This window comes from Erwinia sp. Eh17-17 (assembly GCF_039675725.1).
In the GTDB taxonomy this organism is placed as follows: Bacteria; Pseudomonadota; Gammaproteobacteria; order Enterobacterales; family Enterobacteriaceae; genus Erwinia.
The window spans coordinates 129506-145036 of the sequence record NZ_JBDFQT010000004.1 but is presented as its reverse complement, the minus strand read 5'-3'; the positions used below and the strand labels follow the sequence as shown (position 1 = coordinate 145036).

Annotated in this window: 12 protein-coding genes; 3 read left to right on the top strand and 9 right to left on the bottom strand. The window is 58.2% G+C overall.

The features are described 5' to 3' along the window. Positions 1–50 precede the first annotated feature (50 nt). Together proP and ABEH87_RS13125 are read right to left on the bottom strand one after the other, a co-directional pair. Entirely contained in the window at positions 51–1556 is a 1506-nt protein-coding gene (gene proP / locus ABEH87_RS13130; RefSeq protein ID WP_346576825.1) for a glycine betaine/L-proline transporter ProP, read from the bottom strand. Between the two features lie 518 nt (positions 1557–2074). Further along, on the bottom strand, positions 2075–3640 hold the full coding sequence (locus ABEH87_RS13125; protein WP_346576824.1) for an EAL domain-containing protein: 1566 nt from the start codon (positions 3638–3640) through the stop codon (positions 2075–2077). Positions 3641–3902: 262 nt separating this feature from the next. Between ABEH87_RS13125 and ABEH87_RS13120 the strand changes: the two genes are divergently transcribed. After that, positions 3903–4232: a DHCW motif cupin fold protein gene (locus ABEH87_RS13120; protein WP_346576823.1), complete on the top strand. Its 330-nt coding sequence runs from the start codon at positions 3903–3905 to the stop codon at positions 4230–4232. Positions 4233–4235: 3 nt separating this feature from the next. Here the strand turns inward: ABEH87_RS13120 and uxuA are convergent, their stop codons facing one another. Both uxuA and ABEH87_RS13110 read right to left on the bottom strand, forming a co-directional pair. After that, positions 4236–5420, bottom strand: a complete 1185-nt coding sequence (uxuA, locus tag ABEH87_RS13115) for a mannonate dehydratase (protein ID WP_346576822.1) — start codon at positions 5418–5420, stop codon at positions 4236–4238. A gap of 42 nt (positions 5421–5462) precedes the next feature. Beyond that, positions 5463–6761: an MFS transporter gene (locus ABEH87_RS13110; protein WP_346576821.1), complete on the bottom strand. Its 1299-nt coding sequence runs from the start codon at positions 6759–6761 to the stop codon at positions 5463–5465. Positions 6762–6996: 235 nt separating this feature from the next. On the opposite strand from ABEH87_RS13110, the gene ABEH87_RS13105 reads away from it, so the two are divergent. Continuing rightward, complete coding sequence (locus tag ABEH87_RS13105) at positions 6997–7683, top strand: FadR/GntR family transcriptional regulator (RefSeq protein WP_346576820.1); 687 nt, start codon at positions 6997–6999, stop codon at positions 7681–7683. A gap of 209 nt (positions 7684–7892) precedes the next feature. Here ABEH87_RS13105 and ABEH87_RS13100 read toward each other — a convergent pair whose 3' ends face one another. From ABEH87_RS13100 to ABEH87_RS13080, 5 genes are all read right to left on the bottom strand, one after another. Continuing rightward, the gene (locus ABEH87_RS13100; protein ID WP_346576819.1) at positions 7893–8930 is read right to left on the bottom strand and encodes an AI-2E family transporter; all 1038 of its coding nucleotides are present in this window, start codon (positions 8928–8930) and stop codon (positions 7893–7895) included. 153 nt (positions 8931–9083) lie between these two features. Further along, complete coding sequence (locus tag ABEH87_RS13095; protein WP_346576818.1) at positions 9084–10736, bottom strand: iron ABC transporter permease; 1653 nt, start codon at positions 10734–10736, stop codon at positions 9084–9086. Positions 10737–10781: 45 nt separating this feature from the next. Continuing rightward, entirely contained in the window at positions 10782–11756 is a 975-nt protein-coding gene (locus ABEH87_RS13090; RefSeq protein ID WP_346576817.1) for an ABC transporter substrate-binding protein, read from the bottom strand. Continuing rightward, positions 11753–12454, bottom strand: a complete 702-nt coding sequence (locus ABEH87_RS13085; RefSeq protein ID WP_346576816.1) for an ABC transporter ATP-binding protein — start codon at positions 12452–12454, stop codon at positions 11753–11755. The genes ABEH87_RS13090 and ABEH87_RS13085 overlap by 4 nt, the downstream gene beginning before the upstream one ends. Positions 12455–12687: 233 nt before the next feature. After that, the gene (locus ABEH87_RS13080; RefSeq protein ID WP_346576815.1) at positions 12688–13503 is read right to left on the bottom strand and encodes a TIM barrel protein; all 816 of its coding nucleotides are present in this window, start codon (positions 13501–13503) and stop codon (positions 12688–12690) included. Between the two features lie 508 nt (positions 13504–14011). Here ABEH87_RS13080 and ABEH87_RS13075 point away from each other — a divergent pair. Beyond that, entirely contained in the window at positions 14012–15517 is a 1506-nt protein-coding gene (locus ABEH87_RS13075; protein ID WP_346576814.1) for a CoA-acylating methylmalonate-semialdehyde dehydrogenase, read from the top strand. Positions 15518–15531: the final 14 nt, after the last annotated feature.

Sequence of the window (15531 nt, the reverse complement as noted above, 5' to 3'; positions counted from 1 at the left end):
AGGTCGACCCCTACTGTCCGGGCGACCGCTTTTCTGGTCGCCCTGCGTGGTTACTCGTTAATACGCGGGTGCTGATCGATCAGACGGGAGCGTTTCGCTTCCAGTTCGGCGATCTGCTCGCTGATATCTTCGATTTTATGCTCGATGTTATCGTGGTGCTCCTGCAGGATCTCTTTGGCTTCTGCCATATCAGAGGCCGCAGGGGTGGCACCGCGCAGCGGCATATTGGCGGTTTCTTTCATGGTCAGACCGGTGATCAGACCAATCACCGCTACCACCATCAGATAGTACGCAGGCATATAGAGATTGCTGGTGGTTTCTACCAGCCATGCTGCGACGGTCGGCGTCAGGCCCGCAACCAGAACGGAGATGTTAAAGGCACTGGCCAGCGCGCTGTAGCGGATATGGGTCGGGAACATCGCTGGCAGAGAAGAAGCCATAACGCCCGTAAAGCTGTTGAGGATCACCGCCAGCAGCAGCAGACCGGCAAAAATCAGCCCCATTACGCCGCTGTTAATCAGCATAAATGCCGGAATGGACAGCACCAGCAGCGCGATGCTGCCGATAATCACGAACGGACGACGACCAAACTTATCGCTCATCAGGCCCATCACCGGCTGGACAAACAGCATACCCAGCATGATGGCGATGATAATCATCACACCATGGTCTTCCGAGTAGTGCAGGTTATGTGACAGGTAGCTCGGCATGTAGGTCAGCAGCATGTAGTAGGTGACGTTGGTGGCAATCACCAGGCCCACGCAGGAGAGCAGGCTTTTCCAGTGCTTAGTGGCAATCTCTTTGAACGACACTTTCGGGCCGTCAGCCAGACCTTCACGATCGCCCTGTTCCAGTTTATCCACGTGCTGCTGGAACGCCGGGGTTTCTTCCAGCGCATGGCGCAGGTAAAGCCCGATGATACCCAGCGGCAGCGCCACGAAGAACGGAATACGCCAGCCCCAGGACAGGAAGTTCGCTTCACCGATCACCGCAGAGATCAGTACCACCAGTCCGGCGCCGAGGACGAAACCGGCGATAGAACCGAAGTCCAGCCAGCTCCCCATAAATCCGCGCTTGCGGTCCGGTGAGTATTCAGCAACGAAGATCGATGCTCCGGTATATTCACCGCCCACCGAGAAGCCCTGGGCCATTTTACACAGCAGCAGCAGGATCGGTGCCCAGATGCCAATTGAGGCATAGGAAGGAATCAGGCCGATACAGAAGGTACTGACCGACATAATGATGATGGTAATCGACAGGATTTTCTGACGGCCGTATTTATCCCCCAGGGCGCCAAAGAACAGGCCACCTAAAGGACGGATCAGGAAAGGAACGGAGAAGGTTGCCAGAGCGGCAATCATCTGTGTGCCAGGATCGGCACCGGGGAAGAAAACCTGCCCCAGAGCATAGGCGACAAAGCCATAAACACCGAAGTCAAACCACTCCATGGCATTGCCCAGTGAGGCGGCGGTGATGGCTTTACGTAATCTGGTGTCATCAATAATGGTGACGTCTTTTATCCCGATAGGCTTAACACGCTTCCTACGTAGCTTCATAAAGAACACCCTGTAATTATCTGTTTTTCCAAATAAATATTCACGCTGTTCAGGTCTGGTCCGTGTTGTCTGCCTGACCTGTCACGGGTGAAAAACCTCCAGCAAAATGCGCCATCGTCAGGCATTGGTTATGTTCCAATACAGCACGGCAGCACACTCTGACAGCTAACAGTATATCTGCTCTTCGCACGGTCACATAATTTCACATAGAAACATCTGAATGTTGACAGGAGAAAATCGGTGTTTTTTCACGCGAAACAGCACGGATTCGCCGGAAATAGTGGAAAAGGTCGACGCACTGACCCGTAAACTCATAAGGTAAATTGATGAATTCTAATGGGAATAATCTTAATTTTGTGATGGAGGAACTTGATCCACTGTCGGCTATCGGTAATACTCGTCGCCGCCTTTTGGGGGGGATGTGAACAAGACGAAAAAACAAAATTTCCAGAACAGCTGGTTGAGCGTGCTGGACAGTGTTGAAGAAAATTTAAAGCATTATGGTGCCATTCCGGTCTTTAGCTGAGCGGCCTGTCTGACTGCTGTGCCATCCAGGCCATCAGCGCGTCATTATTCATCGGGCGCGCATAGTAGTAGCCCTGCATAAACGCCACGCCGTGATTTTTCAGGTATGCCATCTGCATGGGGTTTTCTACCCCTTCTGCCACCACCTTCAGCGCCAGACGATGTGACAGCTGGATGATGGCATCCAGCACCGGCGTCTCACCCTCTACGGCTTCAATCGCGTTCACGAAACCTTTGTCGATTTTCAGGTAGTCGATAGGGAAGGTTTGCAGATAGGTTAGCGAGCAGTGCCCGGTGCCGAAATCATCAATCGCGACGTGCATACCTTCCTGGCGCAGCTCGGACAGCTTACGGGCCACCATCGCCCCCTCGCTGATCAGGCTGCGCTCGGTCAGTTCGAGCGTGATCGCCGGCTGAATGTGCGCCACGCCTGCGGCGAACTGGCGGATATCGCGGACAAAATCATCATGCTGCAAATGCTCAGCCGCCACGTTAATGCCGATATGGAAACCGGGCGCAACCTGCCAGCTGGCGCAGTCTTTACTGACCAGCGTCAGTAAATGCTGGGTCAGCGGAACAATCATCCCTTCCTCTTCGGCAGCGGCGATAAAGATATCCGGGCGCACCCAGCTACCGTCCGCACGCTGCCAGCGCATCAGTGCTTCAGCGCCGGCCAGCATTCCGGTTTCCAGGCTACACACCGGCTGATAGTGGACGGAGAACTCATGGCGGGCGATGGCGTGGCGGATCTCATCATGCCAGGAACTGCGACGCTTCAGCCAGCTGCTGGTGATTGCGATGAACAGCAGCGAGAGAATAATCGCCATCGGCAGGAAGGTGAACAGCACCTGACGCCAGCTTTGCAGCGCTTCGGTGCGCGGCGCAGTGATATTGATGTCGATAGGATAGCGCGCTGAAGTGCGGCTGTAAGTGCTGCGGCCGAGAATACCCGGCGAATCACTGAGCGCTTCACCGCTGGTAATGGCGAAGCCCCGGTTAAAACGCATCGTAATATGGTAGCCGTGCTGCATGCCTGCGGCCTGCATGATATCGATCAGGTACTGGCCGTCAACAACCGCATAGGTGCCGAAGCCGCCCGGCGTTTCACGCACAAAAACCACGGCCGGACGGTCGCGTACGCCGAAGGTTCCGGCTATCGACAGGCTCCACCAGGCTTTTCGCAGGGCAGGCATCGGCGTTTGCATCATGGTTTCCAGCGAACCCTGTGCATCACCAAAGGCCGATGAGCAAAATATCCTGAAATCCTGCGTCACGCCGACCGAGCGGAAATAGGCGAACAGTGTGCCGAACTGCTGAAGCTCTCGCTTCATCTCGTCGCACTGGCTGTAGCTGAACCTGCGCAGGCGGTCAGACATATTCCAGGCCATATCGCTGATGTGGTCGGCCTGGCTGAGCAGCATAGAGGCCGTCACCTCCTGCTGGCGCTGGACGGCCTGGCGGGCTTCAATAAAGGTGAATATCAGGCAGAGTATCAGCGGCAGCAGCCCGGCGAGGGTCAGCCAGAGATACTCATGTTTAGGCTTTACGATGGCTTGCAAGCTGTTCCCCTGTGGCATTAAGGCGCACGAAAAGACTGCAAATAGCGGAAAAGGTCGATTTTACGCCGCATGTTATCAAGTAATTATCGTCACGCTGCAGCAATCAGTAAAAAATTTTTCCGGTCATGGCATCTGGCCTGGCCGGATAAGTGCGCCTGCGGGCCCGTTAAGGACGTGTGCTTACCCGGATGCAGGGAATGCTTGCCGCAAATTTACCGCTGTCGTAAGTTAGTTTTTTTGACGCTAAAACAGGGCAATAAGCATGAAAATGAGTGATATCCCTTTCGGAACAACGACCTGGTCAGCGCTGGAGGCGACGGAGCATCCGGGAGAGACCGGCACCGCCTGGTGGAGGACGCAGCAGTTTGGTGAAATACGCGTCAGAAGGGTGGATTACAGCGCGGGCTATCTGGCCGATCACTGGTGCAGCAAGGGGCATATTCTGCTGTGCCTGTCCGGTGAGTTACATACCGAACTGGATGATGGCCGGGTGTTTACCCTGACCGCAGGCATGAGCTACCAGGTGGCGGATAACGCGGAAGCGCACCGCTCATGGACAGAGAGCGGTGCCAGTCTGTTTATTGTGGATTAACGCCTAATCGTTAAAAAAGATCTGTTTTAACGCCAGCTCCACGCCGCGAATTTCTGCCAGCCCCTTCAGTCGGCCAATCGCCGAATAGCCGGGGTTGGTTTTTTTATGCAGGTCATCGAGCATCTGATGGCCGTGGTCCGGGCGCAGCGGGATGGCGCGCTGGTGGCCCGCGCGGCGGCGTTTCTGCTCTTCAGCCAGAATCACCTTAATCACCCCCACCATATCGACATCTCCCGCCAGGTGTGCGGCTTCATGGAAGCTGTGCGGATTGGCTTCACGTTTCGTCGAACGCAGATGAGCAAAATGGATGCGGTCGGCAAACGTTTCTGCCATTTTCACCAGGTCATTATCCGCGCGCACGCCGTAGGAACCGGTACAGAAGGTGAAGCCGTTATGCACGCTGTCGACGGTCTCTTTCAGCCACTGCATATCTTCAATGGTGGAAACAATACGCGGCAGGCCGAGGATCGGACGCGGTGGATCGTCCGGGTGAACCGCCAGCACAATGCCCGCTTCCTCAGCCACCGGAACGATGGCGCGCAGAAATTCTGCCATATGTTCGCGCAGCTTCGCGCGATCGATGCCGTCATACTGCGACAGCTGCGCCTGGAACTGTGCCAGCGTGTAACCCTCTTCCGCGCCCGGCAGCCCGGCGATGATATTGCGCGTCAGGGTGTCAATCTCAGATGCGCTCATCGCGGCAAAATACGCGGCGGCCTGCTGCTGCTCGTCGCTGCTGTAATCCCGCTGCGCGTTCGGACGCTGCAGGATATGCAGTTCGAAGGCGGCAAAGGCGATATGGTCAAAGCGCAGCGCTTTCGCCCCGTCCGGCAGTGTCCAGCCGAGATCGGTGCGCGTCCAGTCCAGCACCGGCATAAAGTTGTAGCACACGGTGTCGATGCCGCAGGCACCGAGATGGCGCAGCGACTGCTGATAGTTGGCGATGTATTTTTTGTAGTCACCGCGCTGCGTTTTAATCGACTCGTGGATCGGTACGCTTTCCACCACCGACCACACCAGGCCTTTTTCTGCCAGCAGTGCCTGACGTGCCTGAATTTCCTCTACCGGCCATACGTCCCCGTTGGGAATATGATGCAGGGCGGTAACGATGCCGGTGGCACCCGCCTGACGGGCGTCGTCCAGTGATACCGGGTCTGCCGGGCCGTACCAGCGCCATGTGTGTTCCATAAATTCTCCTTTCGGGGCTGTCTGCCGATAACGCCCCGGATGTTAAGTTGATGAGTCACTAATCGGGTCTTTGACGATAAAGAAGTAGGCGAGTGCCCCCGCGAAGGTCACACAGGAGCAGATCACCAGCGCCATATTGAACGAGCCGGTGGTATCGACCACCCAGCCGGTGACAATCGGCGCGAATGAGGCGCAGATAAAGCTGCCGAAATTCTGAATACTGCTGACCGACGCCACCATGCGCGACGGAGCCATCACCTGCACCAGCCCCCATGCCGAGGTACCGGCGAAGTGGACAAAGAACAGCGCCAGACTGATAAAGCCGACGGCCATGGCGGTAGAGGTGGACTGCACCACCAGCAGGGTACAGGCGGCGGAGCACACCAGGCCCAGGCAGATCAGCACCTTACGGGTTTTTGCCAGCGCATAGCCACGCCGGGCCAGGCGATCGGCCACGGTGCCGTTGACCAGCATTCCGATCGATCCGAACAGGAACGGGATGGCGGCAACCCAGCCGGTGCTGCTCAGGCTGAGGCCGCGTTCGGCCTGTAAATAACCCGGCAGCCACGAGAGATACAGCCAGCCGGTGTAGTTCACGCCGCTGAAGCCGAGGATCATCCCCCACACGGTGCGCTTCTTAAATAAAGCTCCCCACTCCTTCAGCGATACGCGGGTTTTCTGCGACGGCGTGGAACCCTGGTCCAGATACTGCTGTTCTTCCGGCGTCAGGGCAAAACGGTCGCGGTTGCGATACCACGCGTACCAGCACAGGGCAATCGCCACCCCGGCCACGCCGATAATCACAAACATCATGCGCCAGCCAAAGGCCAGCATCAGCGCCACGAGGATCGGCGGCGCGAAGGCCTGACCAAAGGTGGTGGAAGAGTTAAAAATCCCCATCGGCAGGCCGCGCTCGCGGGCGCTGAACCAGTCGTTGACGACCTTGACGCCGCTTGGCATAAACGGCGCTTCACCGATACCAAGCCCGATACGCAGCATAATAAAGTGGCTGAAGCTGTTTACCGCCCCGGCCATTGCCTGCATCACCGACCAGAACAGCAGGCCGCCACCGAGCACAATACGCGGCCCGAAACGGTCGAGCAGCAGCCCGCTGGGTAGCTGAGAAATACCGTAGGAGAGGGAGAAGGCCGACAGCAGCACGCCGAACTCCGTGGCAGACAGGCCGAGATCCTGGCGGATCGCCGCATTAGCGATCGACAGCGATCCGCGATCGAGGAAGTTAATGATCCCGGCGAAAAACAGCAGCGTCAGCGAAACGGTTTGTATCCGCCTGAGGCGGCTGGATTTTTGTAAAGGTGATTCAAAGTCAGAAACCGTCATCGGTGTTCCTTGTGCGGCTCAACGGCCGTTTTATGGTCGGTAGTCACAGCGTCTTTTTGGCCCAGTGGTCAGGCCGCTGGACCAGAGCATAAACGCTAACCGCGTCAGAGTTCCGTGACAGCGATCGCAGCCCGGCCATTTTTTCCCCGATTCAACCACGCGGTGAGGCATGCCTCGCCCGGCTGTGGACCCCTGTGATAAGCTCAGCCCATCACATCCTCCGCCCGGAACAGGTATGGAATTACCGACACTGAAAGTAGAGCGCCTTTACCGGCAGATTTCTAACCTGCTGATTGGCTGCATTAAAAAGGGACAGTTTCCCGCCGGGGCGATCCTGCCGCCGGAAAGAGAGTTGGCCAAACAGCTGGGGGTCAGCCGCTCGTCGATTCGTGAAGCGCTCATCGCCCTGGAGATCACCGGCTGGGTAGAGATCCGCACCGGCAACGGTGTCTACGTAATGAACCCGCTGCCGCAGGTCGACACTGCCCCGGCGGAAGAGGAGTTCAGCCTCAAGGCGCTGATCCAGGCGCGTCAGGTGTATGAAGCGATGACGGCCGAACTGGCCGCGCGCAACGGCAGTGACGACCAGCGTGCGGAGTTGCAGGAGATCACCCAGGACCTCATTCAGCTACACGTTAATGACGAACAGTTCCTGCGTGAAGACAAGCGTTTTCACCTGCTGATTGCCGCGATGACCGGCAATGAGGTGCTGCGCGATATGATGGAATACCTGTGGAACAAGCGTAAAAGTTCGCGCTTTGTGCGTCTGGAGATCCACTATGCGGAGAGCGATTTTCCGCGTGAGATGAATCAGGACCATGCCGATATTGCCGCCGCGATTATCGCGCGGGATGCCCCGCTGGCACGTGCCTGTATGGAGCGCCATTTACAGCACGTATACGATCGGTTGTTCATTGAGTAACGGGGGTTGATATTACGGGCGGACCGAAAAAGAGGGTCCGCCCCTACACCGATCGTTCCGCGTGCTGGCGGACACGGACTCACGTGCCACCCGCGTGTTCCGTAGGGGGCGACCTTTTTTCCGGTCGCCCGGTGTTATGGCGGACACGGACTCACGTGCCACCCGCGTGTTCCGTAGGGGGCGACCTTTTTTTCCGGTCGCCCCGCGCTTCAATGCGATTTGCGCCCGTTGCCCAACAGGATCGCCAGCTTGCTGCCGCCGGGGGTGGTTTCCATCAGAATTTTACAGACGCTGGTCAGCGGGACCGACAACAGCATTCCGACCGGACCGAGTAGCCAGCCCCAGAAAATCAGCGACAGGAAGACCACCAGGCTCGACAGGCCCAGGCCGCGCCCCATGACCCTCGGTTCCAGCAGATTGCCCAGCAGCATATGGATGGCGATAAACAGCGTCGCGACCAGGCCGGCCTCCAGCGGAGTATTCAGCAACAGAGCCTGCAATACCGGGGGAACACCGGCGATCACCGGCCCGATATTCGGCACATAATTCAGCACAAAGGCCACCACGCCCCACAGCAGGGCAAATTTCACCCCCAGTGCCAGCAGAGCCAGCCACACCAGCACGCCCGTCGCCAGGCTGATCAGCGTCTTCAGCGCCAGATAGTGGGTGACCCCTTTCAGCGCCCGGTGCATCCCGGCAATGCGGATCTGCGGATTGACCAGCGCATAGCGCAGCTTATACGGCAGATGATGAACTTCAAACAGCATGAAAATGACCGTCATCATCACCAGAACAATCTGCGTCATCGCCCCGGAGAACTGCCCCAGCATGGTGGTGGCAACATCCATCACGGCATTGGGGTCCAGACGCTGCGCCAGCGATTCAGGGGAGATCATGATATGAAAGCGGGCAGCAAAATGCTGGAGTACCGCAAGTTTCTGTTCCGCCTGTGCCTGGAGCTGCGGATAGACTTCGCTGAACTCCTGCAGTGAACCGGCAATCATCGCAATTAACAGGCCCAGCACAATCATCAGCAGGAGCACCACCAGGCCGATGGCGAGGCCACGCCGTATGCCGCGCCGCATCAGCCAGGTGACCAGCGGGTTAAGTACGATGGCGAAAAACAGCGCCATCAGGAAAGGCACCATGATGTCGGCAGACAGCTTGATGCCGCCCAGAATGACCACCAGCGTCGCCAGCTTTAACAAAATGTTTTGTCCGATCTTCTCCTGCTGCAAGGGTTCCATTGCTTCTCCGTTTAGACACTATGCGCAGCAAGTGTAGCCGCTGTGGCAGGGTAGCCATTCACTTTCGGAATGATCGGGTTTTTAACGCAAGACGGGCAGGGGGCGCGGGATGCCACACCCCAGGGAGGGAAAGAGACAGGCAGGTAGCGGGTGTCAGCGTCCGCGTCGTTGCAGGATCGCCAGCGCGCTCAGCATGAGCGCCAGCCCGGTACCCATGGCGATGCTGGCCATCGCCATGCCCTGGCCGACGGAACCCTGCTCAAATTGACGCCAGATAAACACCGATACCGTCTGTGTGCCCGCCGGGGCCAGCAGCAGGGAGGTCACCAGTTCACGCGAGGCGATGGCAAACACCATCAGCATCGCGGCCAGCAGGCTGGGGAACACCAGCGGCAGCACAATGTGGCGCAGTGCTGCCCAGGCGCTGGCCCCGTGTACCCTGGCGGCGGGTTCCAGATTACTGCCCAGCTGTTTCAGCGCACTGCTGACATAGCGCACCGGCCAGGGCAACAGCAGACAGCAGTAGGAGAGCAGCAGGATCGGCCAGCTGTTATACGGGGTTACTGGCCAGAAGGGCTGATTCCACAGCAGGATCAGCCCGACGCCCACCACCACGCCCGGCAGTGCGGCGGGCAGCAGCGACAGCGCATCAATCAGCGCCGCCCCGCGAATACGCCGTACCACCACCAGCCATGCCGCCAGAAACCCCAACAGCCCGGTGATGAGCGCCGTGCCCAGCGCCAGCCCGACGCTGGTGGAGAGCGCGGTCAGCGCATCTCCCTGAATGGCAAACAGAGCGCTGAAGTGGCGCAGCGTCAGGTTACTGAGGTGCATTCCGCCGGACAGCGTGGATAGCAGCGCCGTCAGCAGCATTGAACTCATCGGGATGACCACCATCAGTGTGGCCACGACACCGAACAGCAGCAGCACCGGCCAGCGCCACGCGCCGAGCCGGATGCCGCTGTTCTGCGCGGGTTTGCCGTTAATGCTGGTAACGTCTTTATTGCCAACCAGCTTTTTCTGCAAGGCAAACGCGGCCAGCGCCACCAGTACCAGCAGCACGGAGAGCAGCGACGAGCCAGGCAGATCGACAGGCCAGTCGGCCAGCCGTTCTTCTATACCGACCGTCAGCATCACCACGCCCGCGCGCGACCCAAGCGCGGCGGGCACGCCGTACTCTTCAATCGCCAGGGTAAACGCCAGCAGTACGCCCGCCGCCAGTGCGGGCAGCAGCATCGGCAGGGTGACGTGCCAGAAAGCACGCCAGGCGCCGGCACCGTGAACCCGCGCCACGGTGGCCAGCTGCTGCCCGCTCGCCAGCAGGCTGCGCGATACGGCAAAGTAGACCACCGGAAAGATATTCAGCGTCATCACCAGCGTGATGCCGCTCTGACTGAACAGCAGATCGTTGAGATCGACACCGATCGACTGATACAGATAGCCGTTGTGTTGCAGCGCCAGCATCCAGCTGAGGGCAGAAATATAGGGCGGAGTAAGGAAGGGGATCAGCAGCAGCAGATCCCACCAGCGTGCCAGCGGCAGGTGGAAAAGCCCGCGCAGCGTACCGAGCGGAATGCCGATCAGCGCACTCAGCAGCGCCACGCTCAGGCCGGTTGTCAGCGTGCCGCTGAGCAGCGCGGGCAGCTGCGGGTCAGCCAGCAGGGTCGGAATCGGGGTGAACGCACCGGCCAGCGAGCCCTGCGCCAGCGCCGGAAACAGCCCCTGTAACAAAATAAACAGCAGCGGCATCGCCACCAGGATCAGCAGCAGGGCCACGGTCAGCAGTGGGAGTAAACGAGAGTTCATTGCGGGTTCCTGAAGGGGCGCGCGGACGCGCCGCCCCTGGCAAGATTAAGGATGGCTGAACAGCGCGCCGAAGCGTTGCAGCACGGAACCCCGGTCGGCGCTGCCGCCGCTCTGCGCAGGCAGGAGGGTCAGATCGCTGAGCAGCGGGCGTCTGGCACCCACATCGGAACGCGCCGGCATCAGCCAGGCATCGGCCACTTTCTTCTGACCTTCTTCCGACAGCACATAGTCAATAAACGCTCTGGCATCTGCGGCGTGTGGGGTGCTTTTCAGGATCATCATCGGGCGTGGAGCCACGACGGTGCCGCTGGCCGGGAAGATCACCTTGATGGACTCACCGTCCTGAATGCTGTTATACGAGACGTAGTCGACCGCGCCAAAAACGGCGGCCTTCGCGCCCTGTAGCACCGGGGTCAGCGCCTGGGCGTTGGGCCCGGCGATCGCCATACCGTTCATTTTCAGCTTGCTGAACAGCGCCCAGGCGCGGTCGCCCATGCTGTTTTGCAGGCCGATCAGCAGGTCGAGTGAGGCACCTGACAATGAGGGATCGGGCGTGGTCACCCGATCTTTAAAGGCGGCACTGGTCAGATCGTTCCACTCTTTCGGCTCCGGGGTGCCGCTTTGGGTATTCCAGACAATCCCCAGCGCGGAGATGCCCTGCGCCACGTAAGCGTCAGTTTTAAAGGCTGCCGGAACCTGCTCTGCATTCGGGCTCTGATAGGGCAGCAGCCAGCCGCGCTGATCCAGCTCTTCTGCCGTATCCCACGAGGCGGAAATCAGAACATCGGCCTGCGGGTTAGCCTGCTCCGCTTCCAGTCTTGCCATCACTTTGCCAGTGGTAGCCTGGAAAATATTGACCTTCACGCCGGTCTGTTTTTCATAACCCGCCGCGAGGCTTTTTGCCAGCGAGCCCGGCCCGGCGGTGTAGACCGTCAGCGCCTGGGCGTCAGTTATCATCATGCCGGAAGATAGCAGCATTGCCAGAAGTGCTCCTGTTTTCATCGGGTTAAACAATTTCATGCAAGTTCCCCAGAGAGTGATGTAACGGTTTGAATAGCAGAAACAGATCCCGCAGCCAGCCAGACGATACGGTCGGCCAGCATCTCAGCTTCGCTGCGATCGTGGGTGACGTAGACGGCGGTGGTGCCGAGCTGGCGCAGCAGGCTGGCCATCTCGCGACACAGGGATTCACGCAGATCGCGGTCAAGATTTGACAGCGGCTCATCGAACAGCAGGATCTTCGGTTCCGCGATAATCGCCCGCGCCAGCGCCACGCGCTGCTGCTGCCCACCGGAGAGGTCCGAGGGTTTGCGCCCGGCGAAGTCGGCCAGGCCGACGCGCTGTAACGCGGCCATCACCCGCTCACTGCGTTCACGTGCGGCAACCCGGCGCATCAGCAGGGGAAAAGCGACGTTCTGCGCCACGCTCATATGTGGCCACAGGGCGTAATCCTGAAAGACCATGCCAATATCACGCTGTTCGGGTGGCGTACAGCAATCGGCACTGGCCACCAGGCGTTCGCCAAAATGCAGCGTGCCCTGCTGGGGTTGCAGCAGTCCGGCGAGTAATTTCAGAATGGTACTTTTGCCGCAGCCTGAGGGGCCAAGCAGGGCGACAATACTGCCCGCCCCGATGTTGAGATCGAGGTGGTCGAGCACGGTCTGCGTGCCGAAGGCATAGTGAATGCCCTCGAGTGTGACTGAGGTTGGAACTTGCATCAGATTGTTATCCTCTTTGGGACTTAGTGCGGCGAAGTATAGGAGGGGTGTGTGACGGATTTATGGCGGAAGAAAGACGGCCGCGCGGATTGCAGGGGAGGCATGCCCGTCCGGGGTTTTTCTGTGGGGAAAAAAAACAGTCCCGGTGAGGGGACCGTTGTCAAATGACACAGATAAGATGAAGACGTTTGTCGCGCAGGGCCCGATCTTTTTTCGATTGGCCCGCGTTCTATTTAACCCTGCAGCAGTTCAATACTCTGGCGGATTTCACGTTCGATATCGTCCGCACTCCAGTTGTCCATCACTGAGGCAAACGGCTCGAAGGCGTACACGCCTTTGTAGCCCAGCTGTTCCAGACGCTGTACCTGCCAGACGCTTTTCAGCAGGTCGTCGCCGCTCAGCATCAGGCGCTCTTCGTCAGTCAGTTCGTTTACCGGGCGGCCGTCGATGACGCCGGACAGATGCACCAGGCCAATCTGATTCACATCAATACCGTCGGCAAAGTCCTGCTCTGCGCCTTCGTACAGATGGTGGTGGAAGGTATCCAGCACAATTTTGAACGGCACCGCGGCCTGTTGGATCAGCTGCTGCGCCTGAGCAGCGGAGCGCAGGGAGCTGACCGGAAAGCCCAGCGGCTCGACCAGGCCTTCCACGCCGTAGCGGGCAAACAGCGGGGCCAGCGTGCTCAGAGCCTGCTGTGTGTCTTCGGCTGAAATCTTTGTACCGTCGTTAAGCGGGCACATCACCAGCGCTTTGGCGCCAATCCCCTGGGCATCTTTCAGCAGGCTTTCAGCGCGCGCCAGCAGATCGTCGCTAATCTGGTTAAACGGATACAGGGCGTTGATGGTGACAATTTCCAGACCATACTTTTCCGCCAGGTCGCGAACCTGCTGGTGGCTCAGGTTATCGGTGACGCTGCCGCCTTTCATATCGTTACGCAGTTCCACTTTATGCAGGCCCAGCTTTTGCACCAGTTGGAAAAACGCCTCAATGCTGAGGGCGGGAGCAATTTTACGGTTAACACAGAAACGGATTGGATCGATAGCCATCGTGTGGCTCCTGTTGAGTAGGGGGAACGTCAAAGAAAATTACCCCGCCAGCTTTATTGTCGGACTGTAAGCCGGTCGGGGGTGGGACATGACACATAAGAGAACATTTATTTCATAATTAGTTAATAATGAAATTTAAATTTTTAGATCCATCTCGCAAAATTTCACTATTCGCGTCAGTAAACTGGCGAAAGACAGCGTTATCCTGGCGTTTAAGCCAGGCTAAATACCGCGTGATATCGGCCCGCCAGTGAAACGCCTGCTCCGCATGCTGCCTGCTCTGAGGGCTTTTTTTATCTCCGTTACGGGCGCGGGATCGTTAACCGACCTGATACAGGGTAAAAATGCGATCCAGGCCGCTAAAAATGAATTTTCTAAAGTGAATTATTTGAAAAATTTATTTCAATATTATACTGTCTCAGCATGAATCACGGTTTCGCCCGGCGTGGCAGCGGTTTGACGTCAGACTGCCTGCAGGGGAACTCACTACTTATACAGAGGCCAGCACATGACTATCGTAGGAAACTTTATTGGCGGTAAAACCTCTCTGAGCGCCAGCAATGAAACCATTCCCGTTTACGATCCGGCAACCGGTCAGCCGGTGCGTGAACTGACGCAGAGCACCAGTGATGAAGTGGCTAATGCCATTGCCGTTGCGCATGAAGCCTTCGATAGCTGGTCCCGAACCTCTCCGCTGCGCCGCGCACGCATTCTGTTTAACTTTAAAGCCCTGATGGAAGAGCACCGCGATGAGCTGGCTACGCTTATCGTCAGCGAGCACGGTAAAGTGTGGTCAGATGCCCTGGGTGAGCTGACCCGTGGTCTGGAAGTGGTGGAGTTTGCCTGCGGTATTCCGCACCTGATTAAAGGCGAGAACTCGGCCGATGTGGGGACCGGCGTTGACAGTTATTCGCTGATGCAGCCGCTGGGCGTGGTGGCCGGGATTACCCCGTTCAACTTCCCGGCGATGGTCCCGCTGTGGATGTTCCCGATTGCGCTGGCATGCGGTAACACCTTCGTGCTGAAGCCGCCGGCTCTTGACCCGTCAGTGTCGGTACGTATGGCTGAGCTGCTGACCGAAGCCGGTCTGCCGGACGGCGTGTTCAACGTTATCCACAGCTCGAATGAAAATGCAGAACAGCTGTACAAAGATCCGCGCGTGCAGGCCGTGAGCTTCGTCGGTTCTTCCGGCGTGGCAGAACACATCTACACCACCGCCAGCGCCCACGGTAAACGTGTGCAGGCATTCGGCGCGGCGAAAAATCACGCTATCGTGATGCCGGACGCCGACCTGGATGCCACTGTCAATGCCATCATGGGCGGCGCATTCGGCTCTGCCGGTGAGCGCTGCATGGCCCTGCCGGTGGTGGTTGCCGTCGGCGACGACACCGCAGATAAACTGATTGCCGCATTGACCCCGCTGGTGAAAGCCCTGCGTGTTGGTCCTGGCATTCATAAAGGAAAAGACGAAAACGAAATGGGGCCGGTCGTCTCTGCTGCGCACCAGAAGAAAGTGCTGGGCTATATCGATAAAGGTGAAGCTGAGGGCGCGAAGCTGGTGGTTGACGGCCGTGGCATTCAGGTGGAGGGCAATCCTGATGGCTATTACGTCGGCGGTACGCTGTTCGATAACGTTACCACCGATATGGTGATCTGGCGTGAAGAGATCTTCGGGCCGGTGCTGAGCATCGTCCGCGCTCCTGACTATAAAACGGCACTCGACCTGGTGAACAGCCATGAGTTCGGTAACGGCAGCGCTATCTTTACCAGCAATGGCCACACCGGGCGCGATTTCGTGCGCGAAGTACAGGCAGGTATGGTCGGCGTGAACGTTCCGGTTCCGGTGCCGATGGCCTTCCACAGCTTCGGCGGCTGGAAGCGTTCAGTGTTCGGTGCGCTGAACGTGCACGGGCCGGACGGTGTGCGTTTCTACACCCGCATGAAAACCGCTACCGTGCGCTGGCCGAGCGGTCAGAAAACCGTGTCAGAATTCAGTATGCCAACGTTAGGTTAATTCTCAGCAGGGGC